This is a genomic window from Streptomyces rhizosphaerihabitans (genome assembly GCF_025399795.1).
GTDB lineage: Bacteria > Actinomycetota > Actinomycetes > Streptomycetales > Streptomycetaceae > Streptomyces > Streptomyces rhizosphaerihabitans.
The window spans coordinates 77,079-102,002 of the sequence record NZ_JAODTZ010000017.1 but is presented as its reverse complement, the minus strand read 5'-3'; the positions used below and the strand labels follow the sequence as shown (position 1 = coordinate 102,002).

The window sequence follows — 24,924 nt, the reverse complement described above, 5'->3', positions numbered from 1 at the left end:
GTCCCCGGCAACGCGAAAGCGGGCCCGCCCCGAAAGGGACGGACCCGCTCACAGCAAGGCAGTGCCTCAGGCGTCCTTCGACTCCTCGGCGGGAGCCTCGGCGGCGTCCTCGACCTTGGTGTCCTCGACCTTGGCCGGAGCCTCGGCGTCCTTGGCGGAACGCTTGGTGGCCGCCTCGGCCTCACCGGTGGCCTGCTGGGCCACGGTCAGGGCCTCCACCAGCTCGATGACAGCCATGGGCGCGTTGTCGCCACGGCGGTTACCGATCTTGGTGATACGGGTGTAGCCACCCGGGCGGTTCTCGTAACGCGGGCCGATCTCGGTGAAGAGCGTGTGCACGATGCTCTTGTCCGTGATCACCGAGAGCACCTGACGGCGGTTGTGAAGGTCACCCTTCTTCGCCTTGGTGACCAGACGCTCCGCGTAGGGACGCAGGCGACGGGCCTTGGCCTCGGTGGTGGTGATGCGGCCGTGCTCGAAGAGCGACTTCGCGAGGTTCGCGAGGAGCAGCTTCTCGTGCGCGGCACTGCCGCCCAGACGGGCACCCTTGGCGGGCTTCGGCATGGTTTCTCCTAGGTGTCTGCCCCGGCCGTATCAGGTACCGGGGACAGTGTCCGAGCGGGCGATTGCCCGTCGAAGATCCGGGGTCCCGAAGGACCCCGGAGGACGGAAGCCGTCCCAGTACTGGCTCAGTACTGCTCGGTCTCCACGAAACCCGCGTCCGCGTCGTCGTCGGCGCCGAAGGCGTCGGCGGCGGCGGTCGGGTCGAATCCGGGCGGGCTGTCCTTGAGGGCCAGGCCCATGCCGGCCAGCTTCGCCTTGACCTCGTCGATGGACTTCGCACCGAAGTTGCGGATGTCCAGGAGGTCGGCCTCGGAGCGGGCGACGAGCTCACCCACGGAGTGGATGCCCTCACGCTTGAGGCAGTTGTACGACCGAACGGTGAGCTCGAGCTCCTCGATCGGCAGGGCGAGATCAGCGGCGAGGGCGGCGTCCGTGGGGGACGGGCCCATGTCGATGCCCTCGGCGTCGATGTTGAGCTCGCGGGCCAGACCGAACAGCTCGACCAGGGTCTTGCCGGCCGACGCCATGGCGTCACGGGGACGCATGGCCTGCTTGGTCTCGACGTCGACGATCAGCTTGTCGAAGTCGGTGCGCTGCTCGACACGGGTCGCCTCGACCTTGTACGTGACCTTCAGCACCGGCGAGTAGATCGAGTCGACCGGGATGCGCCCGATCTCCTGACCGACCTGCTTGTTCTGGACGGCGGAGACGTAGCCGCGACCGCGCTCGACGGTCAGCTCCATCTCCAGCTTGCCCTTGCCGTTGAGCGTGGCGAGGACGAGGTCGGGGTTGTGGACCTCGACACCGGCCGGGGGCGCGATGTCGGCGGCGGTGACCAGACCCGGGCCCTGCTTGCGCAGGTACATCACGACCGGCTCGTCGTGCTCCGAGGAGACGACCAGCTGCTTGATGTTGAGGATCAGGTCGGTGACGTCCTCCTTGACGCCCGGCACGGTGGTGAACTCGTGCAGGACACCGTCGATGCGGATGCTGGTGACAGCAGCGCCGGGGATCGACGAGAGGAGGGTGCGGCGCAGGGAGTTGCCGAGGGTGTAGCCGAAGCCCGGCTCCAGCGGCTCGATCACGAACCGGGAGCGGAATTCGTCGACGACCTCTTCGGTCAACGAGGGACGCTGAGCGATCAGCATGTGGTGATCAGATCCTTCTTTCGTGGACGCCCGCTATTTGACGCCCGACGGAACCGCGCCTCACGAGAGGCCGGGTACAGCAAGGGTACGGGCGATACGGCCCTTTTACGGAGCCGTACCGCCCGGAAACCTCGAACCAGCACAGGGCCGTCGAGAACGACGACCGAGCGGCCGTGCGTCAGACGCGGCGGCGCTTCGGCGGACGGCAGCCGTTGTGCGGGGTGGGGGTGACGTCCTGGATGGAGCCGACCTCGAGGCCAGTGGCCTGGAGGGAGCGGATCGCGGTCTCGCGACCGGAGCCCGGGCCCTTCACGAAGACGTCAACCTTGCGCATGCCGTGCTCCTGCGCGCGACGGGCGGCCGACTCGGCGGCCATCTGCGCGGCGAAGGGGGTGGACTTGCGCGAGCCCTTGAAGCCGACGTGGCCGGCGGAGGCCCAGGAGATCACGTTGCCCGCGGGGTCCGTGATCGAGACGATCGTGTTGTTGAACGTGCTCTTGATGTGAGCGTGCCCGTGAGCGACGTTCTTCTTTTCCTTGCGGCGCACCTTCTTGGCAGCGCCCTGACGACCCTTGGGGGGCATCTATTTCTCCTACGGGGAGGTGGTCGGTCCTACAGCGAAGACCGCTGATGAAGCGTTGTCCGCTGAGGACTACTTCTTGCCCGGCTTCTTCTTGCCGGCGATCGCGCGACGCGGGCCCTTGCGGGTACGGGCGTTCGTGCTGGTGCGCTGACCGTGCACGGGCAGGCCACGGCGGTGGCGAATACCCTGGTAGCAGCCGATCTCGATCTTGCGGCGAATGTCGCCCTGGATCTCGCGACGGAGGTCACCCTCGGTCTTGATGTTGGCGTCCACGTACTCGCGGATCTTGACCAGCTCCTCCTCGGAGAGGTCACGAACGCGCGTGTTGGGGTTCACGCCGGTCTCGGCCAGCGTCAGCTGGGAAAGCGTCCGGCCGATGCCGAACACGTAGGTGAGGGCGACCTCCACACGCTTTTCGCGCGGGATGTCAACACCGGAAACGCGTGCCATTCAATGGCTCCAGTTGTCGTTCGGAGGTCTTCCGCAGAACCGGATCCCGCCCGCCGTCGTCCTCTGATCCAAGGGACCGAGCATTCGGTACGAACCGGGTCCCCGGCCTCCGACCGGGGGTGTCAGGCCTGATGAGACTCAGCCCTGGATCCTGCGTATGAACATGTACTGCTGCGTCGCGCGAAGTATCTGCGAAGTGCAGAAGGTGCGGTCGTGCGTCAGCCCTGGCGCTGCTTGTGGCGCGGGTTTTCGCAGATGACCATGACCCGACCGTGACGGCGGATCACCCTGCACTTGTCGCAGATCTTCTTGACGCTCGGCTTGACCTTCATTAGGTGAGGTTCTCCGGGTCAGTGCCACCCCCCGCGCCCCGGAACCGGGACACGGAGCAAGGCAAGATCTACTTGTAGCGGTAGACGATCCGGCCACGCGTCAGGTCGTACGGAGACAACTCCACCACGACCCGGTCGTCAGGGAGGATGCGGATGTAGTGCATGCGCATCTTGCCGCTGATGTGCGCCAGGACCTGGTGGCCGTTCTGGAGCTCCACCTTGAACATCGCGTTCGGAAGAGACTCAACGACAGTGCCCTCGATCTCGATGGCACCTTGCTTCTTGGCCACGCTTTGCCCTTCGAATCGACTACCTTGATCGACTTCGCGCAAACGCATGCAGACATGCGGGTGCACGAGAGCCGACGAGTCAGTCTACGTCAGGGCCCCCGGAAAGACGAATTGACCTCCGCCCTCCTCTGCCACTCATGAAGATGCCCCGCCCCTCGGCGCGGTATGCGCCAGGGGCGGGGCCGGCCGATCGCACGATCGGCGGAGAAAGCGGGCGGACGGGAAGCGCGAGCGTCAGACCGCGAGGGGATCGGGCGCTGCCGTGACCCCGTACTCCGCGAGCTTCGCCCTGCCGCAGTCGGGTGCGGTGAGGACCAGCGGTCCCTCAGCCGTCAGTGCCACGGAGTGCTCCCAGTGCGAGGACCAGGTCCCGTCCGTGGTGATCACGGTCCAGTCGTCCTCGAGCACATCGGTCCGCGGTGTGCCGAGCGACACCATCGGCTCGATCGCGAGGCAGAACCCGGGGACCAGCTTCGGCCCCTTCCCGCGCTTGCGCTCGACGTAGTTCAACAGGTGCGGGTCCATGTGCATCTCGGTGCCGATGCCGTGGCCGCCGTAGTCCTCGATGATCCCGTACTTGCCGCCGCCCGGCTTCGGCTGCCGGCGGATGTAGGTCTCGATGGCCCGCGAGACGTCCACCAGCCGGTTGCCCACCTTCATGGCCGCGATGCCCGCCCACATCGACTCCTCGGTCACCCGGGAGAGTTCGATCAGCTCCGGAGCGTGGCCGGTGCCCACGAACGCGGTGTACGCGGCGTCGCCGTGCCAGCCGTCCACGATCGCGCCGGCGTCGATGGAGATGATGTCGCCGTCCTTCAGGACGGTCTTGTCGTCCGGGATGCCGTGGACGACCACCTCGTTGGCCGAGGTGCAGATCGTCGCCGGGAAACCGCCGTACCCGAGGAAGTTCGACTTGGCGCCGTGCTCCTCGAGCACCTTGCGGGCGACCTCGTCCAGGTCCCGGGTGGTCGCACCGGGAACCGCCGCCTCCCGCGTGGCCGCATGGATCGCCGCGACGACCAGCCCCGCCTCACGCATCTTGGCGATCTGCTCGGGGGTCTTGATCTGCACCATGGTGGCTGCGGCCTTTCTGGACCGGAACTACGGACTACTCCAACGATACGGGGGACTGGACCCACCCCGCCCGGGGTCCGGGACCCCGGGCTGGCGCACAGGGCCTTGGCCCCGCCCGCCTCGCACGTCGGCCGCGACACCCGGTGAGGGTGCCGCGGCCGATGCGACGTACTGCTTCACGCACCCCGCGATACTGCGTACCGCGGAGCGGACCCCGCGCGGACTAGGCGTCCTCGCGGGAGAGTGCCTCCATCGCGCGCGCCGTGACCTCTTCCACCTTGCCGAGCGCCGGGATCGTGACGACCAGGCCCTGGGCCTTGTAGTAGTCGATGATCGGCTCGGTCTGCGTGTGGTAGACCTCCAGCCGCGTACGAACGGTGTCCTCGGAGTCGTCGTCGCGCTGGTACAGCTCGCCGCCGCAGACGTCGCAGACGCCTTCCTGCTTCGGCATCTTGTACGACACGTGGAAGACGTGCGACGAGTCGTTCCGGCAAATACGACGGCCCGCGATACGGCGGACCACCTCGTCCTCGGGGACCTCGAGGTCCAGCACCGCGTCCAGCTTCATGCCTTCGGTGCTCAGCATCTCGTCCAGCGCCTCGGCCTGCGAGACGTTGCGCGGGAAGCCGTCGAGCAGGAAGCCGTGCTCCGCGTCGGGCTGCTCCATGCGGTCCTTGGCCATGGCGATGGTGACCTCGTCCGGCACCAGTTCGCCCTTGTCCATGTAGGACTTCGCCAGCTTGCCGAGTTCCGTCTGCCGAGAGATGTTGGCGCGGAACAGGTCGCCCGTTGAGATGTGCGGGATCCCCAGATTCTTGGCGAGGAACGCGGCCTGCGTTCCCTTCCCGGCACCGGGCGGCCCGACGAGGACGATTCGCATCAGCGGAGGAACCCTTCGTAATTGCGCTGCTGAAGCTGACTCTCGATCTGCTTCACCGTCTCGAGACCGACACCCACGATGATCAGGATGCTGGTACCACCGAACGGGAAGTTCTGGTTTGCCCCGAAACCAACCAACGCGACCGTCGGCACGAGAGCGATCAGCCCCAGATACAGCGAACCCGGCCAGGTGATCCGGTTGAGTACGTAGCTGAGGTACTCAGCGGTCGGCCGGCCAGCCCGGATGCCCGGGATGAAGCCACCATACTTCTTCATGTTGTCGGCTACTTCCTCGGGGTTGAACGAGATCGCCACGTAGAAGAACGCGAAGAAAACGATCAGAAGGAAGTACAGAGCGATGTAAACCGGGTGGTTACCCTTGGTCAGGTTCTGTGTGACCCACGTTTTCCACCCGGAATCGCTCTTCGAGAACTGCGCGATCAGGCTCGGAATGTAGAGCAGCGACGAGGCGAAGATGACAGGAATCACACCTGCCTGGTTGACCTTCAGCGGAATGTAGGTCGAGGTGCCGCCGTACGAACGGCGGCCGATCATGCGCTTCGCGTACTGGACCGGAACCCGGCGCTGCGCCTGCTCGACGAACACCACCAGGCCGACCATGCACAGACCCACGGCGATGACCGTGCCGAACTCGATCCAGCCATCGGCCAGCTTGCCCTGGATCTTGACGGTCCACAGCGCGCTCGGGAAGGTCGCCGCGATCGAGATGAACATGAGGATCGACATGCCGTTGCCGATGCCGCGGTCGGTGATGAGCTCACCGAGCCACATGACGACACAGGTACCGGCGGTCATCGTGACGACCATCGTGATGGTGGTGAAGATCGACTGGTCCGGCACGATCTGGTTGGCCACGGGGCAGCCCGTGAAGAGCGCGCCGCTGCGGGCGGTGGCCACCAGGCCGGTGCCCTGCAGGATGGCGAGCGCGACCGTCAGATAGCGGGTGTACTGCGTGATCTTCGCCGTACCGGCCGAGCCCTCCTTCTTGAGGGCTTCCAGTCGCGGAATCACCACGGTGAGCAGCTGAAGGATGATGCTCGCCGTGATGTACGGCATGATGCCGAGCGCGAAGATCGTGATCTGCAGCAGCGCGCCGCCACTGAACATATTGATCAGGCTGAACAGCCCGCGGTTCGTGTCGGCCATATTCATGCACGACTGGACATTCTTGTAGTCCACGCCAGGGATCGGAATGTGGGTACCGACCCGGTAGACCACGACGATGCCGAGCGTGAAGAGCAGCTTCTTGCGCAGGTCGGGCGTCCTGAACGCCCGGGCGAACGCGGTGAGCACGGTGCCTCCTGCGACCCCCGCGCTACCGCGTCCGAGGGTGAGTCTTGAGGTTCGACGGATGACTGACAGCTAACCAACAGTCAAAGCCCGTCCGGAGTTCCCATGAGGCACGCCGGACGAAAATTAACAGTGCAGGCCACCTTACCGGCGACACTGCCCCCCTAGGAACGACCAACCGGGGATGCCCCTTTTGTGGGGCATCCCCGGTCGGGATCGTTCAGGTCATCGAGACGCCTGCTGAAATCAGACGAGCTCGGTGACGGTACCGCCGGCGGCGGTGATCTTCTCCTTGGCGGAGCCGGAGACGGCGTCGACCGTCACCTGCAGCGCCACGGAGATCTCGCCCTGGCCGAGGACCTTGACGAGGCTGTTCTTGCGAACGGCACCCTTGGCGACGAGACCCTCGACGGTGACCTCGCCACCCTCCGGGTACAGCGCGCCCAGCTTGTCGAGGTTCACGACCTGGAACTCGGTCTTGAACGGGTTACGGAAGCCCTTGAGCTTCGGAAGACGCATGTGGAGGGGCATCTGGCCACCCTCGAAGCGCTCCGGAACCTGGTAGCGGGCCTTCGTGCCCTTGGTACCACGACCAGCCGTCTTACCCTTCGACGCCTCACCACGACCGACACGGGTCTTGGCGGTCTTGGCGCCCGGGGCGGGACGAAGGTTGTGGATCTTGAGCGGGTTGTTTTCCGCCATGATCAGTCGACCTCCTCGACCGTCACGAGGTGGCGGACGGTGTGAACCATTCCGCGGAACTCGGGGCGGTCCTCCTTGACGACCTGCGTGTTGATGCCCTTGAGACCAAGGGAACGCAGGGTGTCACGGTGGTTCTGCTTGCTGCCGATGTACGACTTCGTCTGCGTGACCTTGAGGCGAGCCATTACGCACCCGCCCCGGCACGTGCACGAAGGAGAGCCGCGGGGGCGACGTCCTCGAGGGGCAGACCACGGCGAGCCGCGATCTCCTCGGGACGCTGCAGGCCCTTGAGGGCCGCCACGGTCGCGTGCACGATGTTGATCGCGTTGGAAGAACCGAGCGACTTCGACAGGATGTCGTGAACGCCGGCGCACTCCAGGACAGCTCGCACCGGGCCACCGGCGATAACGCCGGTACCGGGGGAAGCAGGCTTGAGCAGGACGACGCCCGCGGCCTTCTCGCCCGTGATCGGGTGCGGGATGGTGCCCTGGATACGGGGGACCTTGAAGAAGTGCTTCTTGGCCTCTTCAACACCCTTGGCGATCGCGGCCGGCACCTCCTTGGCCTTGCCGTAACCGACACCGACGGTGCCGTCACCATCGCCTACCACGACAAGCGCGGTGAAGCTGAAGCGACGACCACCCTTCACAACCTTGGCGACGCGGTTGATCGCGACAACGCGCTCAACGTACGCGGTCTTCTCGGCGGCAGCAGCGCCGCCGTCACGGCCCTTCCGGTCCCGCCGCTCGCCGCCACCGGCACCGCTTCCACGGCGCTGGGGTCCAGCCATTGGATTACCTCTCTCTTTTTCCGCTAGCTACGCAGCGACAATGAAGTCGCTAGCGCGACGGGCGACTCAGAACTTGAGTCCGGCTTCGCGGGCGGCGTCCGCCAGGGCGGCGATGCGCCCGGCGTACTGGTTGCCACCACGGTCGAATACGACAGCCTCGACACCGGCGGCCTTGGCGCGCTCGGCGACCAGGGCGCCGACCGACTTCGCCTGAGCCGACTTGTCGGCCTCGCCACCGCGGATCGCGGTGTCCAGGGTCGACGCCGACGCGAGGGTGTGACCCTTAACGTCGTCGATGACCTGGGCCACGATGTGACGGTTGGAGCGCGTCACGACCAGGCGCGGACGCTCAGCCGTACCCGAGATGTGCTTACGGATCCGGATGTGACGACGCTTGATGGCAGCACGCTTGTAAGCGTCGCCCTTAGCAATCTTGACACCGTATGCCATGGCTTACTTACCCGCCTTTCCGACCTTGCGACGAATGACTTCGCCCTCGTACTTGACGCCCTTGGCCTTGTACGGGTCGGGCTTGCGCAGCTTGCGGATGTTGGCCGCAACCTCGCCGACCTTCTGCTTGTCGATGCCCTCGACCGAGAACCGCGTCGGGTTCTCGACCTTGAAGGTGATGCCTTCGGGGGCCTCGACAGTGATCGAGTGGCTGTAGCCGAGCGAGAACTCCAGGTTGGAGCCCTTCGCCAGGACGCGGTAACCGACACCGCTGATTTCGAGCTTCTTCACGTAACCCGTGGTCACGCCGGTGATCATGTTCGCCACCAGCGTGCGGGACAGGCCGTGGAGGGCCTTGTTCTGACGCTCGTCGTTCGGGCGGGTGACATTGAGAATGCCGTCCTCGCCCTTGGCGACCTCGATCGGCGCCGCGACGGTGTGGGAGAGGGCGCCCTTAGGGCCCTTCACCTGGACCGTACGGCCGTCGATGGTGACGTCCACGCCGGCGGGAACCGTGATGGGGAGCTTGCCAATACGCGACATAGCTGTTTCCTCCGATTCCTTCCGCTACCAGACGTAGGCGAGAACTTCTCCGCCTACGCCCTTCTTGCCGGCCTGCTTGTCGGTGAGGAGACCGTGAGACGTGGAGATGATCGCCACGCCGAGGCCACCGAGCACCCTGGGCAGGGAGGTGGACTTCGCGTACACACGCAGACCAGGCTTCGAAATCCGCTTGATGCCCGCGATGGAGCGCTCACGGTTCGGGCCGAACTTCAGCTCGAGGACGAGCTTCTTGCCGACCTCGGCGTCCTCGACCTTCCAGCCGGTGATGAAGCCCTCCTGCTGGAGGATCTCTGCGATGTGCGACTTGATCTTGCTGTGCGGCATCGCGACATCGTCGTGGTACGCCGAGTTCGCGTTACGCAGACGAGTAAGCATGTCTGCGATGGGATCAGTCATGGTCATGAATTGGCCTTCGGCCTCTCTCGCCGGGGTTTCCTGTATGCGCCATCCCTCTCCCCACTCAGTGGCGGGACGGGTGCGGTGCGGGGACCTACGGCGTAGTAAGTCGTCTGGGCGTCAGGCGCCCAACCCTCCTAGCCTAAGGCATGGAGAGGTGGGCACCTGACAGAGCCCTTTACTTACCGAGAGTCCTGGATCCCTGAATTACAGGGACTACCAGGAGCTCTTGGTCACGCCCGGCAGCTCGCCACGGTGAGCCATCTCACGAAGGCAGATGCGGCACAGGCCGAACTTGCGGTACACGGAGTGCGGACGACCGCAGCGCTGGCAGCGCGTGTAGCCACGCACACCGAACTTGGGCTTACGAGCAGCCTTGGCAATCAGAGCCTTCTTCGCCATCTCGCTTACGCCTCCTTGAAGGGGAAGCCGAGGTGACGAAGGAGCGCGCGGCCCTCAGCGTCGTTGGTCGCCGTGGTCACCACGGTGATGTCCATACCCCGGGTGCGGTCGATCTTGTCCTGGTCGATCTCGTGGAACATGACCTGCTCCGTGAGACCGAAGGTGTAGTTGCCACGGCCGTCGAACTGCTTGGGGGACAGACCACGGAAGTCGCGGATGCGCGGAAGCGCGAGCGACAGGGTGCGGTCCAGGAACTCCCACATGCGGTCGCCACGGAGTGTGACGTGGGCACCGATCGGCTGACCCTCACGCAGCTTGAACTGCGCGATGGACTTGCGGGCCTTGGTGATGGCCGGCTTCTGACCGGTGATCGTGGTCAGGTCACGGACGGCACCGTCCATGAGCTTCGAGTCACGGGCGGCGTCGCCGACACCCATGTTGACCACGATCTTGACGAGGCCCGGGGTCTGCATGACGTTCTCGTAGGAGAACTCTTCCTGCAGCTTGCCCGCGATCTCCTCGCGGTACTTCGTCTTGAGACGCGGAGTGGTGGTGGTAGTCATCAGATGTCCTCACCCGTCCGCTTGGCAACGCGGATCTTGTTGCCCTCTTCGTCGAAGCGGAAACCGACGCGCGTGACGACCTTGTTGCCGTCCTTCTCAACGACCAGCTGGACGTTGGAGACGTGGACGGGCGCCTCGGTCGTGACGATGCCACCGGCCTGCGAGCCCTTGGCGGTCGGGCCGGCCTTGGTGTGCTTCTTGACCCGGTTGACACCCTCGACCAGGACGCGCTCGTCGCGCGGGTAAGCGGCAATGACCTTGCCCTGCTTGCCCTTGTCCTTACCGGTGATGACCTGAACCAGGTCGCCCTTCTTGATCTTCATGCTTACAGCACCTCCGGCGCGAGCGAGATGATCTTCATGAACTTCTTCTCGCGCAGCTCCCGGCCGACCGGGCCGAAGATACGGGTGCCACGAGGGTCGCCGTCGTTCTTCAGAATGACAGCGGCGTTCTCGTCGAAGCGAATGTACGAGCCGTCCGGACGGCGGCGCTCCTTGACGGTGCGAACGATGACCGCCTTGATGACGTCACCCTTCTTCACGTTGCCGCCGGGGATCGCGTCCTTGACGGTGGCGACGATGACGTCGCCGATGCCCGCGTAGCGGCGACCGGAGCCACCGAGCACACGGATGCAAAGGATTTCCTTCGCACCAGTGTTGTCGGCGACACGCAGTCGCGACTCCTGCTGGATCACGTCTATCTCCTGTTTGTCTGCCGGTTCCCGGGGCGGGACCGTCGAAGGACGGTCCCGCCCCGAGCCTGGCGGAACGAACCTGAGGGGCCCCCGGGAATGATTTCCCGGGGCCTCAGATGGTTACTTGGCCTTCTCGAGGATCTCGACGATGCGCCAGCGCTTCGTCGAGGACAGCGGCCGGGTCTCCATCAGGAGGACGCGGTCGCCGACGCCGGCGGCGTTCTGCTCGTCGTGGGCCTTGAGCTTGCTGGTACGGCGGATGACCTTGCCGTACAGCGCGTGCTTCACGCGGTCCTCGACAGCGACGACGACGGTCTTGTCCATCTTGTCGCTGACGACCAGACCCTCACGGGTCTTGCGGAAACCGCGGTCGCCCGCGGCGGAGCCGCCCTTGGATGCAGTCTGCTCAGTCACGTTGCTCTCGCTCATCAGGCGCTCTCCACCGTCTCGATGCCCAGCTCGCGCTCACGCATCAGGGTGTAGATCCGCGCGATGTCCTTCCGGACGGCCTTGAGCCGCCCGTGGTTCTCGAGCTGACCGGTCGCCGCCTGGAAGCGGAGGTTGAACAGCTCTTCCTTGGCTTCGCGGAGCTTCGCGAGAAGCTCCTCGTCACCCAGTTCGCGCAGCTCGGACGCCTTGGTACCGGCCGACATCACGCTTCACCTGCCTCGCGCTTGACGATCCGGCACTTCATCGGCAGCTTGTGGGCTGCGCGAGTGAGGGCCTCACGGGCGATCTTCTCGTTGGGGTAGGACAGTTCGAACATGACCCGGCCCGGGTGCACGTTCGCGACCCACCACTCGGGGGAACCCTTACCGGAACCCATGCGGGTCTCGGCGGGCTTCTTCGTGAGCGGGCGGTCCGGGTAGATGTTGATCCAGACCTTGCCGCCACGCTTGATGTGGCGGGTCATCGCGATACGAGCGGCCTCGATCTGGCGGTTCGTCACGTACGCCGGCGTGAGGGCCTGAATGCCGTACTCGCCGAACGAAACCTGCGTACCGCCCTTGGCCTGACCACGGCGCTTCGGGTGGTGCTGCTTGCGGTGCTTGACCCTGCGGGGGATCAGCATGTCGGTCAGGCCTCCGTTCCGGTGCTCTCAGCCGGAGCGGCAGCGGCGGCGGGAGCCTCGGCCTTGGGGGCCTCGGCAGCCGGCGCGGACTGCTGCTGCGGCTTGCGGCCGCGGCCGCCACGCTCGCCACCACGGCCACCACCACGGGCCGGGCGGTCGCTCGCGCCGCCACCACGGGCCGGGCGGTTACCCGCACGGGCAGCGGCGTTCTCGGCGCGAACCTCGGCGATGTTCTTGACGTCGCCCTTGTAGATCCAGACCTTCACGCCGATACGGCCGAAGGTCGTCTTGGCCTCGAAGAAGCCGTAGTCGACGTTCGCGCGGAGGGTGTGCAGGGGCACACGGCCCTCGCGGTAGAACTCCGAGCGGGACATCTCGGCGCCGCCGAGACGGCCACCACACTGGATCTTGATGCCCTTGGCGCCCGCCTTCATCGTGCCCTGCATGCTCTTACGCATGGCGCGACGGAAGGAGACGCGGGAGGACAGCTGCTCGGCAACGGCCTGGGCAACCAGCTGAGCATCGGTCTCGGGGTTCTTGACCTCGAGGATGTTCAGCTGGACCTGCTTGCCCGTGAGCTTCTCGAGGTCACCGCGGATGCGGTCGGCCTCGGCGCCACGGCGGCCGATGACGATGCCGGGACGCGCGGTGTGGATGTCCACCCGCACGCGGTCACGGGTGCGCTCGATCTCAACCTTCGAGATGCCGGCGCGCTCCATGCCGGACGTCATCATCCGACGGATGGCGACGTCTTCCTTGACGTAGTCCTTGTACAGCTTGTCGGCGTACCAGCGGGACTTGAAGTCCGTGGTGATGCCGAGCCGGAACCCATGCGGGTTAACCTTCTGGCCCATTACCGGGTTCCTTCCTTGCTGCTGACGACCACGGTGATGTGGCTGGTCCGCTTGCGGATCCGGTAGGCACGGCCCTGGGCACGCGGCCGGAACCGCTTCAGGGTCGGACCCTCGTCGACGTAGGCCTCGGAGATGACGAGGCTGCCGGCGTCGGTGTGGTCGTAGTTGTGTGCGGCGTTGGCAATGGCGCTGTCAAGCACCTTGCCGACCGGCACGCTCGCGGCCTGCGGGGCGAAACGCAGGACCGCCTGAGCCTCCGTGGCATCCATGCCACGGATAAGGTCCACCACTCGGCGGGCCTTCATGGGCGTAACGCGGATGTACCGCGCCTGGGCCCTGGCTTCCATGGTTGTCCTTCCAGTGTCTGTCATGGTCGATTCCACCCCGCGTTAGCGGCGCTTCGACTTCCGGTCGTCCTTGACGTGACCCCGGAAGGTGCGCGTCGGCGAGAACTCGCCGAGCTTGTGGCCGACCATCGACTCGGTGACAAACACCGGGATGTGGGTCTTGCCGTTGTGCACCGCGATCGTGTGGCCGAGCATGGCCGGGATGATCATCGAGCGACGGGACCAGGTCTTGATGACGTTCTTGGTACCGGCTTCGTTCTGTACGTCCACCTTCTTTACAAGGTGTCCGTCGACGAAGGGTCCCTTCTTGAGACTGCGCGGCATCTAAACCCGCTCCTAGCGCTTCTTGTTCGTCTTGCGGCGGCGGACGATGTACTTGCTCGAAGCCTTCTTCGGCGAACGAGTACGACCCTCCTTCTGACCCCACGGGGAGACCGGGTGGCGACCACCGGAGGTCTTACCCTCACCACCACCGTGCGGGTGGTCAACCGGGTTCATCGCCACACCGCGGACGGACGGGCGAACGCCCAGCCAGCGCTTACGGCCGGCCTTACCCCAGTTGATGTTGCTCTGCTCGGCGTTGCCGACCTCGCCGACCGTGGCGCGGCAGCGCTGGTCGACCAGGCGGATCTCACCGGAGGGCATGCGGAGGTGGGCCATGGTGCCCTCCTTCGCGAGCAGCTGCACCGAGGCACCGGCGGAGCGGGCGAACTTGGCGCCGCCACCGGGACGGATCTCGATCGCGTGGATCGTGGTACCGACCGGGATGTTGCGGATGGCCAGGTTGTTGCCCGGCTTGATGTCGGCCCCAGGACCGTTCTCGACGCGGTCACCCTGCGACAGGTTGCGCGGGGCGAGGATGTAGCGCTTCTCGCCGTCCGCGTAGTGCAGCAGCGCGATGCGCGCGGTGCGGTTGGGGTCGTACTCGATGTGCGCGACCTTCGCCGGCACGCCGTCCTTGTCGTGACGACGGAAGTCGATCACTCGGTAGGCGCGCTTGTGTCCGCCACCCTGGTGGCGAACGGTCACACGACCGGAATTGTTACGGCCGCCCTTGCTGTGCAGGGGGCGAACCAGCGACTTCTCCGGCGTGGACCGCGTGACCTCGACGAAGTCGGCGACGCTGGAGCCACGACGGCCCGGCGTAGTCGGCTTGTACTTGCGGATTCCCATTTCTCAGTCCTCGTCCGATATTCGGACCAGGGCACTCCGTTAGGAGGCCTGGCCGAAGATGTCGATACGGTCGCCCTCAGCGAGGGTCACGATCGCGCGCTTGCTGTCGGCACGCTTGCCGAAGCCCGTCTTGGTGCGCTTGCGCTTGCCCTGACGGTTGATCGTGTTGACCCCGGTGACCTTGACCGAGAAGACCGCCTGGACGGCCTGCTTGATCTGGGTCTTGTTGGCCCGCGGGTCCACGACGAAGGTGTACTTGCCCTCGTCGAGCAGCGCGTAGCTCTTCTCCGAGACGACCGGCTTGAGGAGGACGTCACGGGGATCCGTGAAGCTCTTGCTCAGCGGGGTCTCGACGGTGTTCTTGCCTTCGGCCTCGTGGCGCTTCGCCTTGGCGACGCGCGCGACCTTCTTGGCCTTGGCGGCCTTCGAGGCAATGCTCGGGTGACGCGTAGCCATCAGGCTTCGCTCCCTTCGGTGTCAGCGGCCTGGGGGCCAGACACGAAGGACTCGAAAGCGGCCTGGGTGAAGACCACGTCGTCCGAGACGAGAACGTCGTACGTGTTCAGCTGGCCCGGCTCCAGGATGTGGACCTGGGGCAGGTTGCGCGCGGAGAGCAGCGCGGCCTCGTCGGAGCGCTCGATGACCAGGAGCACGTTCTTGCGCTCGCTGACCTTTCCGAGGAAGCTCTTCGCGGCCTTGGTGGAGGGGGTCTCGCCCTCGATCACGCCGGTGATGACGTGGATGCGAGCGTTGCGGGCCCGGTCGGTGAGGGCGTGGCGCAGGGCCGCGGCCTTCATCTTCTTCGGGGTCCGCTGCGAGTAGTCACGCGGCGTGGGGCCGTGAACGACGCCACCGCCGGCGAACTGCGGCGCGCGGGTCGAACCCTGACGGGCGCGGCCGGTGCCCTTCTGGCGGTAAGGCTTGCGGCCACCACCACGGACCTCGCCACGACGCTTGACCTTGTGCGTGCCCTGACGGGCCGCGGCCAGCTGCGCGACGACAACCTGGTGAAGCAGCGGGATGCTGATCTTCTCTACGTCGAAGATCTCGGCCGGGAGCTCAACGGTCCCGGCGGTGTCGCCGGAGGGCGACAGAATGTCAATGGTGCTCATGTCCTCAAGCCCCCTTGGCCGCGGTACGGACCAGGACGAGGCCGCCGTTCGGACCCGGGATGGCTCCCTTGATGAGGAGCAGGCCCTTCTCCGCGTCAACGGCGTGAACGGTCAGGTTCTGGGTGGTGACCCGCTCGTTGCCCATGCGGCCCGCCATGCGGACGCCCTTGAACACACGGCCCGGGGTGGCACAGCCACCGATGGAGCCGGGAGAGCGGTGCTTGCGCTGGACACCGTGTCCGGCGCCGAGGCCCTTGAAGTTGTGACGCTTCATGACACCGGCGAAGCCCTTGCCCTTGCTCTTGCCGGTCACGTCCACCTTGATGCCGGCCTCGAACACCTCAGCGGTGATCTCCTGGCCGAGGGTGTACTCGCTGGCGTCAGCGGTACGGATCTCGACGAGGTGGCGGCGGGGGGTGACGTCGGCCTTGGCGAAGTGACCCTTGAGGGGCTTGTTCACCTTGCGCGGGTCGATCTCGCCGAAGGCGATCTGGACCGACTCGTAGCCGTCGGAGTCATTCGTACGGACCTGGGTCACGACGTTCGGGCCGGCCTTGACGACGGTGACGGGAACAACACGGTTGTTCTCGTCCCACACCTGCGTCATGCCGAGCTTCTCGCCAAGGATGCCCTTGATCTGCTTAGCCATTCTCAGATCACCGATCCCTAGAGCTTGATCTCGATGTCGACACCGGCCGGGAGGTCGAGTCGCATCAGGGAGTCAACGGTCTTGGGCGTGGGGTCGAGGATGTCGATGAGGCGCTTGTGCGTGCGCATCTCGAAGTGCTCGCGAGAGTCCTTGTACTTGTGCGGCGACTTGATGACGCAGTACACGTTCTTCTCAGTGGGCAGCGGCACCGGGCCTGCGACCGACGCACCAGTGCGGGTCACCGTTTCGACGATCTTCTTCGCCGAGGAATCGATGACCTCGTGGTCGTAGGCCTTGAGCCGGATGCGGATCTTCTGTCCCGCCATGGCTACTCAGTAGTCCTTTGTCTAGTGAAACGCTCCGGAACCCGGGGGTTCGCGTCCTGACCTCCGACCCACGCGGTCGGGTGTGTCGCGCTCCTGCCGACAGGGATATCCGTGATGGATTTCCCTCCGAGGGACGCGGCTCCGCCCGAAAGCAACCGCAGGACCGGGGGTGAGAACACCCACCGGGCGCCTGGTCTGCACCCCGCTGACACTTCCCGGAAGATTCCCGTACGTCCGCCCCAGCGCTGCCTCGCGGCAGATGGGGCGACGAGTACTGTGGGACTCGCTTCCAGTCCTCCCGACGGGAGGCGCGCAGCATCGGCACTCGACCGAGCAACCCCGCTAGTCTGCCATACCGGACGGGGGGCTGGCCAATCGAGCCGGAGATCGTACCCCTAAGGTGACGAAGGTCAAACCCCGGCACGAACAAGATCCCGGGACGGGTCCCACCGAAGCCCCGAGCCCGAGCCGACACCCTTCCGCTCGTCACCCGCTCTGGCCCGCGCCGCTCTTGATGGCGTGAACATGCCGTGAGAGTGGGCGGACGCTGCACGGAGAGATCTCGTTGCGGAAGGATCACCGACGTGACGCGAGAAGGCATACCCCTGGACCGGATGGCAGAGCTGCTGGAGCACCGCAGGGGGTTCTGGTCGGCCGAAGGGCTCCAGGTGTCCCCCGTGCTGTGGACGGACGACCGCGAGCACCTGGCCCTTGAGATCGCATCGACCGACTGGCACGTCCAGCTGACCGTGGAGTTGCACCGGAGCGGCTGGGCCGACCTCTTCTTCATCTCCCCCACCCATACCGGCCAGGAGCCCCGCCGCGTCCGCTCCCTCGATGCCTGGAGCACTCTCCTGGACGAGGCGGTCACCCGGGCCTCCCGTCTGCGCCTGCTCCCCGCCCGCCTCCTGGCCCGCACCTGTACGACGGGGTGGCTGGACTGGATACACGGCGAACTGTTGCTGCTCCCGGACGCCCTGATCCGCGTGCGCAGCGGCCTGATGGATTCCGTGGCGAACTCGATGAGCGGTTCCGGAGTGACGGCGAAGGACCCTTACCAGGTGGTCGCCTACGACGCGGAGAGCATCCGGTCGGCCCACCGCACGAACAAGGTGATCACCCTGGCGGAGATGTCGGAGGCGCGCCTCCACCGGGGCCTCACGACGTCCGGGATGACGGCGACGATGCGGGACGGCACTCGCCACAAGCTCCTGTGGCTGTCGTCGGAGCCGGCGGGACGGTTACTGAGGGATCGGTTGTTGCCGGTCCTGGGGCAACGGCTGACGCACTAGAGGCCGACGTCCGGACCGAGCCTGAATCCCGTGCCGGCCGTGCGAGTTCGACAGCGGATCGTTCTGGCGCCGCACACGCCCCCATCGGTAGTCAGCGCCTTCGGCGCAACCATCGCCAGGTGTCGCCGACGGCATCCTTGGACCGCGTCCACAGGTACTCCAGCTTGTCCAGCACTCTCATCCGCGCCGTCTGCCACCTGAACCACGGCGGCAGTTGCCCGAACGGCACGAACGTGAGCGTGTCCCTGATGGCGTCGTCGGCGATGCCGCCGGGGCCCTCGGCGCGCAGTGCGGCGTACAGCTCCGGCGTCAACGTGCCATTGAGCCGGGCAGCGGTGCCCGCCGCAGTGAACGCGTAACCTCGCTGATCGCGATCCGGCAACTGCATCGCCCTGACGATCCGCGGCGACGCCTCCTCCAGCGAGCAGTTGAAGGCCAGCCCGATCACCGCAGTCCCGAGCCTCCCCTCACCTCGCTCGAACGCGTCGTCCACCTCGGCAGGGTCGTCGATACGTATCAAACCCTCGCCGGAGTCCCAGTCTGGCCGGACGTCATACCGATCCTTCACTGCTCCCCCTGGTGCCGATACCCACAGCAATCCTCCGACCCGCCGATGAATCAATCCCACGGATCACGCAGTGGCCTGCGCTTCCACCACTCTGCGAGTTCCGCCTCGGGACTCGCCTTCGTCGGACGCACCCAGGCGCGCAGAGATCGCTCCGGATCCGGGACGCTCGCGGCCGCGAAGCGCGCGTCCAACTGCGCCAGCAGTTGCCCCAGCGCACCCTGCCGCGCCACCGCGAGCTGTCCGTTCATCAACTGGTCAAGCGAGTCACGGGAGTCGAGGCCGTTCTCGTAGGCGCTGATGGGATAGAAGTCGTCGCTCGACCAACCGGGCTCCATCCGGCGCACCACATGCTCCCAGGACGCGAACCGATCAGCGACTGAATAGACGGGGGTCGTGATCCTCTCCCGCAACTCCGGCGCGACCCGGGACCGCTCCAACTCAAGACGCTCCGCGTCGCATCGAGCGACGGCCTCCATGACCTCTGCCGACAACCCCGCCCACACGGACCTCGTATCCGGCGCGGATCGGAACACGTCGCACGGATCCCGCTTCCTGCCCCGCCGCGCCGGGGTGGGCCCCTCTCCCCGCGTCAACGCCACCACTCCTGGTCACTGCAGGACGACCCGATGCGGATGCGCCCGGTCGACAGAGCAGACGAAGATCATCAGACGGCCTCCGCGGCCGACGACAATCCGCGTCGGGGTGTTCGCCTGCGTGTCCGCCACAGCACGGTCCTCCAGCGGGACCCAGCTACGGGTTCCCCTGTCCCACTCCCTGCTGTCGACGGTCACGAGGAGTTCCATCGGTTGTCCGCATTCGCACACCACGTCCTGCGGGCCGGTGGAGGGCCACGGGGCGAAGCCGCCGACCTTCCAGCCGGGGGGAATGGAGAGGTCGAACTGATAGCTGACCGCGTCCTCGTCCTCCCAGTCCTCCCAGTCGTCCAGGAGGGCGCGGATCGAGTAGGGCAGCAAGTCACCCCACTGGTGTTCCGTGACCTCCTCGGGGTGCAGGACACAGGGTTCGGGTACGTATTCGGCTCGCCCGACGACTTCCGGTTCCGGCTGGTCGGCCAGGACCTCGGTGACGTCCGACGCTTTTCGGGAGTAGAGGTGCACACCGACATTCCGATCGGCTCCGTGCGCGTTGAACGGGCACCAGAAGATCTGGAGCAGGTCTGCTTCGCCCGGCAGCGTCAGACCGGGAACATCGCGCGCGTAGAGCTGGGCGACAGCCAGGAGCGGAATCGGGTCCGTGTCCGTGAGCCAGGGCGCGTGGCGCCCGCGGCGAAAGGAACGGAGCAGCTCGTACTCCTCCTCGGTCGGCCCCGCGGCGAGGAGTTTCCGGGTCAGACGGACTTCGCTGATGCGCTCACCGAACCTGCGTTTGTGCGGCTCTGCGCAGTGGGGCCACGGCTCGCCCGCAGGCCACAGGAGCGGGCCGCCGACAGAACTCTGCTCCGGGCCCGGAACCCCTGGCCGCGGGTGCAGTCGCGTGCCGACACCGCGGTATCCGGACAGCTCGGGGATCACTTGCTCGATGTCCACAGGGCGCTGGGGAGTGGTGCGCGTCATGGTGCTCCTGTTCGTCTGCGAAAGGCAGCCTAATCAAGTCCTCTCGTCATGCCGTCCTCACGCCCGAGGCCGGATTGTCCAGCCAACCGCTCAGCGAGAAGCCCTTGTTGCCGAAGGCCTGGAATTCCAGACGCGTCGGAATCGGGTTCGTGCCCTCGTAGATAGGCGATACGTCGTACTGGATGATCTCGCCCTTCATGGCAGCGTCGGCGACGGGTTTCTCGAACATCTCGTACATATGCGGATGGTTCGTTGGATTCTGTGTCAGAGTCACCAAGTTGTGCGGTGCGTGAGGTCCCTTGCCCGCGCCCCCCAGCGTGTTCGCCAGGAGATGGCCGCGCGCCTCGTTGAAGAGGGTTCCGTGTCCTCGCCAGCCCTTGGTCCACATCTTTCCGGCCTCCGTGCCCTGAGTGATCACCATCTGCTTTCGGACGCAGGCGGATATGCCGGTCGGACGGCCGAGGTGGTCGGTCCCCTTGTAGCGAACGCTGCCACCCCAGGCGTAACGATCCGGCCTGTTGGCGTACCGGGGCGCGAGGCCCAACGGATCGCAGCCCTGAAGCGGGTTGGCGACATAGACGACAGGATTGGGAGCCGGCTCGAGTCCCAAGGGATCGGAACTGAAGTAACGCGCGGTTTCCGGGTCGTAGTAGCGCTGGAAGTTGTAGTGCAGTCCCGACTCGGGGTCGAAGTACTGACCGGGAAACCGCAGAGGCGTGTACGCGGAGGCGTCCCTGTTCCAGGTCGTGGTCCCCCAGAGGGTGGAGCGAGCCCGCCATTCGATGCCGCCCTCCTCGTTCACGAGTTCGCTGGGCGTTCCGACTAGGTCGGTGACGATGGCGAAGAACCGGGAGTCGATCTCCTGTCGGCTGAGCGAGTCGACACGTCGGTCCGTCTGCGTGACCGGATGCAGTCCGTCGTACTCCCATGTCGTCACGATGGGATCCGGCAGGTCGGGACCGGTGGATTCCTGTTCCGCCAGGTACGCGCCGTCCCAGGTGAATCGCACCTGCTCGACCACTGTGGCGCCGTCGGCACCGAGGCGCTGCTTGGCCGTCCGACGGCCGAGAGGGTCGTAGCAGTAGCGCCATACCGTGCCGTCCGGTGTGGTCATCGAGGTGAGGCGGTCCTCCGCGTCCCAGGCGTAGCGCCACACATCGGCCTTGCGGGAGATCCGGGCCCTGCGGCGCAGGACGACGCGACCGGCGGCGTCGTAGACATAGCGGACCGAGCCTGCCTGGTCGAGCCTGTTGCCTACGTAGTGACGGTCACCCCGGGCATCGGCGCCAGGGTGCCGGTCCGGCCACTCCGCGTGGGTCTGGTTGCCGTTCGCGTCGTAGGCGTACCGTTCCCGCCAGCCCCGTGCTTCGACGCCGGTCACCCTGCCCGCCGCGTCCAGTTGGAAGCTGCGTCGACCGGCCGACCCGTCATCGACGGCGACCAAGTGACCGTCGGTGCGATAGCTGTACCCGCGCGTCAGCACGGCACCAGCGGCACCGACCACCGCCTGTTCCGCAAGGCGCCCCGAGCGGTCCCAGGTCCGGGACAGCCGCAGCCCCGTGCGGGAAAGCGTCCTGGAGAGCTCGCGGCCCACTTCGTCGTACCTGAACCGCAGCATGCGCCCGGCGCAATCCATCCCGGACATCTGCCCGGCGGCGTCGTACGCGTACGACGTCACCGCCCCGCCAGGCGTGACACGCCGGACAGGGCGCCCGAGCCGGTCATAGTCCCGGCGCAGCACTCGCCCGTCGACGGACTCCGAGACGGCGCGGCCGATGGCATCCCGTTCATAGGACACCTCGCTGAAGGGGCTCGCCAGCAGCAGTACCCGGCCCATGACGTCGCGTTCGTACCGGGTGGTCGTGCCGTCGACCGTCCTGGCCACCGTCCAGTCGAGCGCGTCGTACGCATACTCGACCCGCTGCCCCAGCGCGTTCATCCGCGCGACGAGCCGGTCCGCCGCATCGTGCTCGTAGTCGACCCGACGACCGTCGAAGTCGACCTCGGCGGTCAGACGACCCGCCGGATCGTATTCGTAGTGCCAGGTCAGACCCTGTGGGTTGACAACCTTCGTCAGCTGCAAGGTCGCATTGTGCTCGAACTCGTACCGACTGCCGTCGGAGCGGATCTCGGCCGCCAGCACATCGAAGTGCGTGTACTCGTACCGGGAAGTGCGGCCCTCACCATCGCTATGGCTCAGGCAGTTGCCCTCACCGTCGTACGTCCACGACTCCTCACTTCCCTGCGGGCCCAACCGGTGCAACAGCTGCCCCTCCACCGACCACCTCAGTCGCGTCTCGGCGCCTGTCGGGTCCGCCACCGCGCACAGCCGTCCGAATGCGTCGTACTGGTACACGGTGGTCGCGCCGAGCGGGTCGGCCACCACGCTGGGAAGGCCCGACGGGTTGTTCCGGACGGAGACGGTGTCGCCCAGGTCGTCCGTCGCCGATACCAAGTGCCCCGCCCCGTCGTACGCGAAGGTCGTCGTCGCGCCCGACTCGTCCGTCACCGACGTGCGGTTGCCGCGCCCGTCGTATGTGTGGCGGATCGTCGTTCCGTCCTCCTGGCGGATCCGGACCGGAAGGTGCAACTCGTTGTATTCGACGGAGGTTTCCAAGCCGTCCGGACGGATGACACGGGTGGGCATCCCGTACTCGTCGTTGGCGATGCGGATGCGGTTGCCCAGTGGGTCGGTACGTCCCGTCACATGATGGAAAGAGTCGTAGTCGGTACGGGTGACCGCGCCATTCGGGTCGATCTCCGCGACCACCAGGAAGGCATCGTCGACGACATACCTGGATACGTGCCCTTCGGCCGTCATGGCCGTGGTCACACTCATCCCCGGGAAGTCCGGGTGCGCTCCCTCGTATTCCAGGGACAGAACGTAGTGGCCGGCCTCCCCGCCCTCCGCTGTGCAGCGGTCCTCGTCGTCGTACGCATAGCTGTAGCGACTGTCGTTGGAATCGGTCCAGGCGACGACACGCAGGCGGTCGTCGTACTCGAAGCGCACCTGCAGTCCAACCGGTCCGTGGACCTCCGCGAGGTTCCCGTCCGCGTACATGTAGCGCCTGATCAGGGCATCGTCGCCATTCTCGGCTCCGCCGACGAGGTGCAGGGCCGTGACTCGGCCGTCATCCGTCGTGAGCCGGAGCCGGTAACCGCCCGACGAACGGACGGCACACGGCAGGCCTGCCTCGTCGTGGTCGAAGTCGAGCCGACGACCATTGCGGTCGGACAGCGACAGCAGCAGGGCGCAGGCGTCACGACCCGGCCGCCCGAACCGGTAGACCAGGCCGGCGAACGGGTCGGTCACCTCGTACCCGCCGTCGTCGAGTCGCGTGAGCGGCAGCCGCGGTCCCGCGTCCGGAAGCACAGGTTCGTCCGGTCGGACCGGATGCGGGTAGCAGAGCAGCTGGCCATCGTCGGTGACGAAGATGACGCCGGTCGCGTCGATCTCGAGACGCTGGTCGATGGTGGATGTCCACGACGGGCCGAACCACCAACCCGCCCGGTAATCGGACTGGACACGCCGTTGGAACACGAGAGGAAGAGCACCGGGCAGTTCCACGTCCGCCTGCGGGAGGAACATCATGCCGGTGGCCATGTCGATCGGGTCGCTCAAGCCCTGGCGAATGCTCGACTTCATACGGGCGAAGGCGTCCTTCGACCTGCCGGCCATACTGCGCGCGCTCTTGCCCAGGCCGCGCGCAGCAAGCGCCATACCTTTCAGACCGCCCTTGAGCCCCTTCATCGCGGCCAGACCGCCCTTGAGGCCCTTGGCCAGCCCACCGAGTGTGGTCAGCCCCTTCATGCCGGGTATGCAGTCCAGCGCCGCGAAGCCCACATCCCACAGGGACGCCTGGCCCTTCGCGTACTTGTTGAGCGTGTCGGCGAGAACGACGAGGGCGGCGATCAGCACGATCGCGCCGAGGATCGGCCCCCCGATGATCATCGCGATGATCCCGACCACGGCGACGACGACCTTGCAGACCGCGACGATGGTGTCCCAGTTGTCGGAGAACCAGTCCCCGACCTCCTCCCACCACTTCCGGTTGTGAATACCGGCATCGGAAGCCTCGTCGATCTTCGACTTCGCGTCCCGCGCGGCCTCCTCCCGCATCTTGCGGGCGTCCGCGGCCATCTTCTTCGCCGCGTCCAGCGCACTGTTCGCGTTCGTCACATCCGACTGAGCAGAAGTCTGCGCCGACTTCGCGTGCTGCGCGTCCCGCGTCGCGGCCCGCACCTTCGCCTCGTCCGGCTTCTCCGCGTCCTTGCTGCCGGTCGGATCGTCCTTGTACTTGTCCGCCTCCTTGCCGGCCTTCGTCACCCACGAATCGGCCGACGACAGACGGGACTTGGCGGAGGTCAGGTCGGACTGCGCCTCGCGGCCCTTGGCGAGAGCCTTGTCCGCCAAGGCCTGGGCGCGCTCCAGCTTCGGCCAGTAGTCGGCGAGCGCGTCCCCCGCCATCTCGTACGACTTCTTCAGTTTCCTCAGCTGCTTCGGCACACCCGAGAACTCGTCCTGGAACGCCTTCGCCGACTTCCCCGCCCACTGCAGGACCGCGTCCTCGTCCGCCATCCCCTTGATGAGGCGGAGCGCGTCCGAGACGTCGTCGGCGAAGTCGTGCAGGTTCTTGGCCAAGTGGCGCACCCGGTCCGGGTCCCCGGGAGTGGGGTCCTTGTCCAGGTCCAGGACATGCCAATCCGTCGGCCGATTCCCCGCCACGCCGCAACCCCCGTCACGTTCGCCTCAGTAACTCTCGTA

At 66.2% G+C, this 24,924-nt stretch carries 35 protein-coding genes; 1 reads left to right on the top strand and 34 read right to left on the bottom strand.

The window, feature by feature from the left end:
- Positions 1 to 66: 66 nt before the first annotated feature.
- The 30 genes from rplQ to rpsJ form a co-directional block, all read right to left on the bottom strand.
- Positions 67 to 564 carry a 50S ribosomal protein L17 gene (gene rplQ / locus N4G66_RS19130; RefSeq protein WP_168529668.1) on the bottom strand — a complete coding sequence of 166 codons (498 nt, stop codon included), beginning with the start codon at positions 562 to 564 and terminating at the stop codon, positions 67 to 69.
- A 125-nt stretch (positions 565 to 689) separates the two neighbouring features.
- Entirely contained in the window at positions 690 to 1,712 is a 1,023-nt protein-coding gene (locus N4G66_RS19125) for a DNA-directed RNA polymerase subunit alpha (protein WP_003966937.1), read from the bottom strand.
- Positions 1,713 to 1,890: 178 nt separating this feature from the next.
- A complete protein-coding gene (gene rpsK, locus N4G66_RS19120) occupies positions 1,891 to 2,295 on the bottom strand; it encodes a 30S ribosomal protein S11 (RefSeq protein WP_006376016.1) in 405 nt (134 codons plus the stop codon).
- Between the two features lie 69 nt (positions 2,296 to 2,364).
- Positions 2,365 to 2,745: a 30S ribosomal protein S13 gene (gene rpsM, locus N4G66_RS19115; protein ID WP_081218901.1), complete on the bottom strand. Its 381-nt coding sequence runs from the start codon at positions 2,743 to 2,745 to the stop codon at positions 2,365 to 2,367.
- Between the two features lie 218 nt (positions 2,746 to 2,963).
- On the bottom strand, positions 2,964 to 3,077 hold the full coding sequence (rpmJ, locus tag N4G66_RS19110; protein WP_003998809.1) for a 50S ribosomal protein L36: 114 nt from the start codon (positions 3,075 to 3,077) through the stop codon (positions 2,964 to 2,966).
- Between the two features lie 68 nt (positions 3,078 to 3,145).
- Positions 3,146 to 3,367: a translation initiation factor IF-1 gene (gene infA / locus N4G66_RS19105; RefSeq protein WP_003948620.1), complete on the bottom strand. Its 222-nt coding sequence runs from the start codon at positions 3,365 to 3,367 to the stop codon at positions 3,146 to 3,148.
- A gap of 234 nt (positions 3,368 to 3,601) precedes the next feature.
- Positions 3,602 to 4,441, bottom strand: coding sequence for a type I methionyl aminopeptidase (map, locus tag N4G66_RS19100; protein WP_261705337.1), 840 nt, complete (start codon positions 4,439 to 4,441; stop codon positions 3,602 to 3,604).
- Between the two features lie 223 nt (positions 4,442 to 4,664).
- Positions 4,665 to 5,321 (bottom strand): adenylate kinase, encoded by a 657-nt coding sequence (locus N4G66_RS19095; RefSeq protein WP_261705336.1) that lies wholly within the window; start codon positions 5,319 to 5,321, stop codon positions 4,665 to 4,667.
- Entirely contained in the window at positions 5,321 to 6,634 is a 1,314-nt protein-coding gene (gene secY / locus N4G66_RS19090) for a preprotein translocase subunit SecY (RefSeq protein WP_261705335.1), read from the bottom strand. The genes N4G66_RS19095 and secY overlap by 1 nt, the downstream gene beginning before the upstream one ends.
- 243 nt (positions 6,635 to 6,877) lie before the next feature.
- Positions 6,878 to 7,333 (bottom strand): 50S ribosomal protein L15, encoded by a 456-nt coding sequence (gene rplO / locus N4G66_RS19085; protein WP_189190330.1) that lies wholly within the window; start codon positions 7,331 to 7,333, stop codon positions 6,878 to 6,880.
- Between the two features lie 2 nt (positions 7,334 to 7,335).
- Positions 7,336 to 7,518 carry a 50S ribosomal protein L30 gene (gene rpmD / locus N4G66_RS19080; protein WP_055553514.1) on the bottom strand — a complete coding sequence of 61 codons (183 nt, stop codon included), beginning with the start codon at positions 7,516 to 7,518 and terminating at the stop codon, positions 7,336 to 7,338.
- Complete coding sequence (gene rpsE / locus N4G66_RS19075; protein WP_006376045.1) at positions 7,518 to 8,123, bottom strand: 30S ribosomal protein S5; 606 nt, start codon at positions 8,121 to 8,123, stop codon at positions 7,518 to 7,520. Before rpsE ends, rpmD begins: the two co-directional genes overlap by 1 nt.
- A gap of 66 nt (positions 8,124 to 8,189) precedes the next feature.
- A complete protein-coding gene (gene rplR / locus N4G66_RS19070) occupies positions 8,190 to 8,573 on the bottom strand; it encodes a 50S ribosomal protein L18 (RefSeq protein WP_261705334.1) in 384 nt (127 codons plus the stop codon).
- A 3-nt stretch (positions 8,574 to 8,576) separates the two neighbouring features.
- Complete coding sequence (gene rplF, locus N4G66_RS19065; RefSeq protein ID WP_261705333.1) at positions 8,577 to 9,116, bottom strand: 50S ribosomal protein L6; 540 nt, start codon at positions 9,114 to 9,116, stop codon at positions 8,577 to 8,579.
- Between the two features lie 24 nt (positions 9,117 to 9,140).
- A complete protein-coding gene (rpsH, locus tag N4G66_RS19060; protein ID WP_261705332.1) occupies positions 9,141 to 9,539 on the bottom strand; it encodes a 30S ribosomal protein S8 in 399 nt (132 codons plus the stop codon).
- A 210-nt stretch (positions 9,540 to 9,749) separates the two neighbouring features.
- On the bottom strand, positions 9,750 to 9,935 hold the full coding sequence (locus tag N4G66_RS19055) for a type Z 30S ribosomal protein S14 (RefSeq protein WP_261705331.1): 186 nt from the start codon (positions 9,933 to 9,935) through the stop codon (positions 9,750 to 9,752).
- 5 nt (positions 9,936 to 9,940) lie between these two features.
- Entirely contained in the window at positions 9,941 to 10,498 is a 558-nt protein-coding gene (gene rplE / locus N4G66_RS19050) for a 50S ribosomal protein L5 (protein ID WP_261705330.1), read from the bottom strand.
- Positions 10,498 to 10,821, bottom strand: a complete 324-nt coding sequence (gene rplX / locus N4G66_RS19045) for a 50S ribosomal protein L24 (protein ID WP_261705329.1) — start codon at positions 10,819 to 10,821, stop codon at positions 10,498 to 10,500. Before rplX ends, rplE begins: the two co-directional genes overlap by 1 nt.
- A 2-nt stretch (positions 10,822 to 10,823) precedes the next feature.
- Complete coding sequence (rplN, locus tag N4G66_RS19040) at positions 10,824 to 11,192, bottom strand: 50S ribosomal protein L14 (protein ID WP_003992364.1); 369 nt, start codon at positions 11,190 to 11,192, stop codon at positions 10,824 to 10,826.
- A 120-nt stretch (positions 11,193 to 11,312) separates the two neighbouring features.
- On the bottom strand, positions 11,313 to 11,621 hold the full coding sequence (gene rpsQ, locus N4G66_RS19035) for a 30S ribosomal protein S17 (protein WP_261705328.1): 309 nt from the start codon (positions 11,619 to 11,621) through the stop codon (positions 11,313 to 11,315).
- Positions 11,621 to 11,845 (bottom strand): 50S ribosomal protein L29, encoded by a 225-nt coding sequence (gene rpmC / locus N4G66_RS19030; protein WP_003998824.1) that lies wholly within the window; start codon positions 11,843 to 11,845, stop codon positions 11,621 to 11,623. Before rpmC ends, rpsQ begins: the two co-directional genes overlap by 1 nt.
- Positions 11,845 to 12,264 (bottom strand): 50S ribosomal protein L16, encoded by a 420-nt coding sequence (gene rplP / locus N4G66_RS19025; RefSeq protein WP_099500627.1) that lies wholly within the window; start codon positions 12,262 to 12,264, stop codon positions 11,845 to 11,847. The genes rpmC and rplP overlap by 1 nt, the downstream gene beginning before the upstream one ends.
- A 5-nt stretch (positions 12,265 to 12,269) precedes the next feature.
- Entirely contained in the window at positions 12,270 to 13,118 is an 849-nt protein-coding gene (gene rpsC, locus N4G66_RS19020; protein WP_261705327.1) for a 30S ribosomal protein S3, read from the bottom strand.
- Complete coding sequence (rplV, locus tag N4G66_RS19015) at positions 13,118 to 13,465, bottom strand: 50S ribosomal protein L22 (protein ID WP_006604878.1); 348 nt, start codon at positions 13,463 to 13,465, stop codon at positions 13,118 to 13,120. The genes rpsC and rplV overlap by 1 nt, the downstream gene beginning before the upstream one ends.
- 42 nt (positions 13,466 to 13,507) lie before the next feature.
- Positions 13,508 to 13,789, bottom strand: coding sequence for a 30S ribosomal protein S19 (gene rpsS, locus N4G66_RS19010; RefSeq protein ID WP_024755409.1), 282 nt, complete (start codon positions 13,787 to 13,789; stop codon positions 13,508 to 13,510).
- Between the two features lie 12 nt (positions 13,790 to 13,801).
- Complete coding sequence (rplB, locus tag N4G66_RS19005; RefSeq protein WP_261705326.1) at positions 13,802 to 14,638, bottom strand: 50S ribosomal protein L2; 837 nt, start codon at positions 14,636 to 14,638, stop codon at positions 13,802 to 13,804.
- Positions 14,639 to 14,677: 39 nt separating this feature from the next.
- Positions 14,678 to 15,094 (bottom strand): 50S ribosomal protein L23, encoded by a 417-nt coding sequence (rplW, locus tag N4G66_RS19000; RefSeq protein ID WP_189190335.1) that lies wholly within the window; start codon positions 15,092 to 15,094, stop codon positions 14,678 to 14,680.
- Entirely contained in the window at positions 15,094 to 15,750 is a 657-nt protein-coding gene (gene rplD, locus N4G66_RS18995; protein ID WP_037627000.1) for a 50S ribosomal protein L4, read from the bottom strand. Before rplD ends, rplW begins: the two co-directional genes overlap by 1 nt.
- A gap of 4 nt (positions 15,751 to 15,754) precedes the next feature.
- Positions 15,755 to 16,399, bottom strand: a complete 645-nt coding sequence (gene rplC, locus N4G66_RS18990) for a 50S ribosomal protein L3 (protein ID WP_261705325.1) — start codon at positions 16,397 to 16,399, stop codon at positions 15,755 to 15,757.
- 17 nt (positions 16,400 to 16,416) lie between these two features.
- Entirely contained in the window at positions 16,417 to 16,725 is a 309-nt protein-coding gene (gene rpsJ, locus N4G66_RS18985; RefSeq protein WP_003948644.1) for a 30S ribosomal protein S10, read from the bottom strand.
- Positions 16,726 to 17,309: 584 nt separating this feature from the next.
- On the opposite strand from rpsJ, the gene N4G66_RS18980 reads away from it, so the two are divergent.
- Positions 17,310 to 18,017, top strand: coding sequence for a hypothetical protein (locus tag N4G66_RS18980; protein WP_261705324.1), 708 nt, complete (start codon positions 17,310 to 17,312; stop codon positions 18,015 to 18,017).
- Between the two features lie 91 nt (positions 18,018 to 18,108).
- On the opposite strand, the gene N4G66_RS18975 is transcribed toward N4G66_RS18980, so the two are convergent.
- From N4G66_RS18975 to N4G66_RS18960, 4 genes are all read right to left on the bottom strand, one after another.
- Entirely contained in the window at positions 18,109 to 18,510 is a 402-nt protein-coding gene (locus tag N4G66_RS18975; RefSeq protein ID WP_261705323.1) for a hypothetical protein, read from the bottom strand.
- A 125-nt stretch (positions 18,511 to 18,635) separates the two neighbouring features.
- On the bottom strand, positions 18,636 to 19,061 hold the full coding sequence (locus N4G66_RS18970; protein WP_261705322.1) for a hypothetical protein: 426 nt from the start codon (positions 19,059 to 19,061) through the stop codon (positions 18,636 to 18,638).
- A gap of 132 nt (positions 19,062 to 19,193) precedes the next feature.
- Positions 19,194 to 20,159 (bottom strand): hypothetical protein, encoded by a 966-nt coding sequence (locus N4G66_RS18965; RefSeq protein ID WP_261705321.1) that lies wholly within the window; start codon positions 20,157 to 20,159, stop codon positions 19,194 to 19,196.
- Between the two features lie 46 nt (positions 20,160 to 20,205).
- Positions 20,206 to 24,885 (bottom strand): DUF6531 domain-containing protein, encoded by a 4,680-nt coding sequence (locus tag N4G66_RS18960; RefSeq protein WP_261705320.1) that lies wholly within the window; start codon positions 24,883 to 24,885, stop codon positions 20,206 to 20,208.
- Between the last annotated feature and the right edge of the window lie 39 nt (positions 24,886 to 24,924).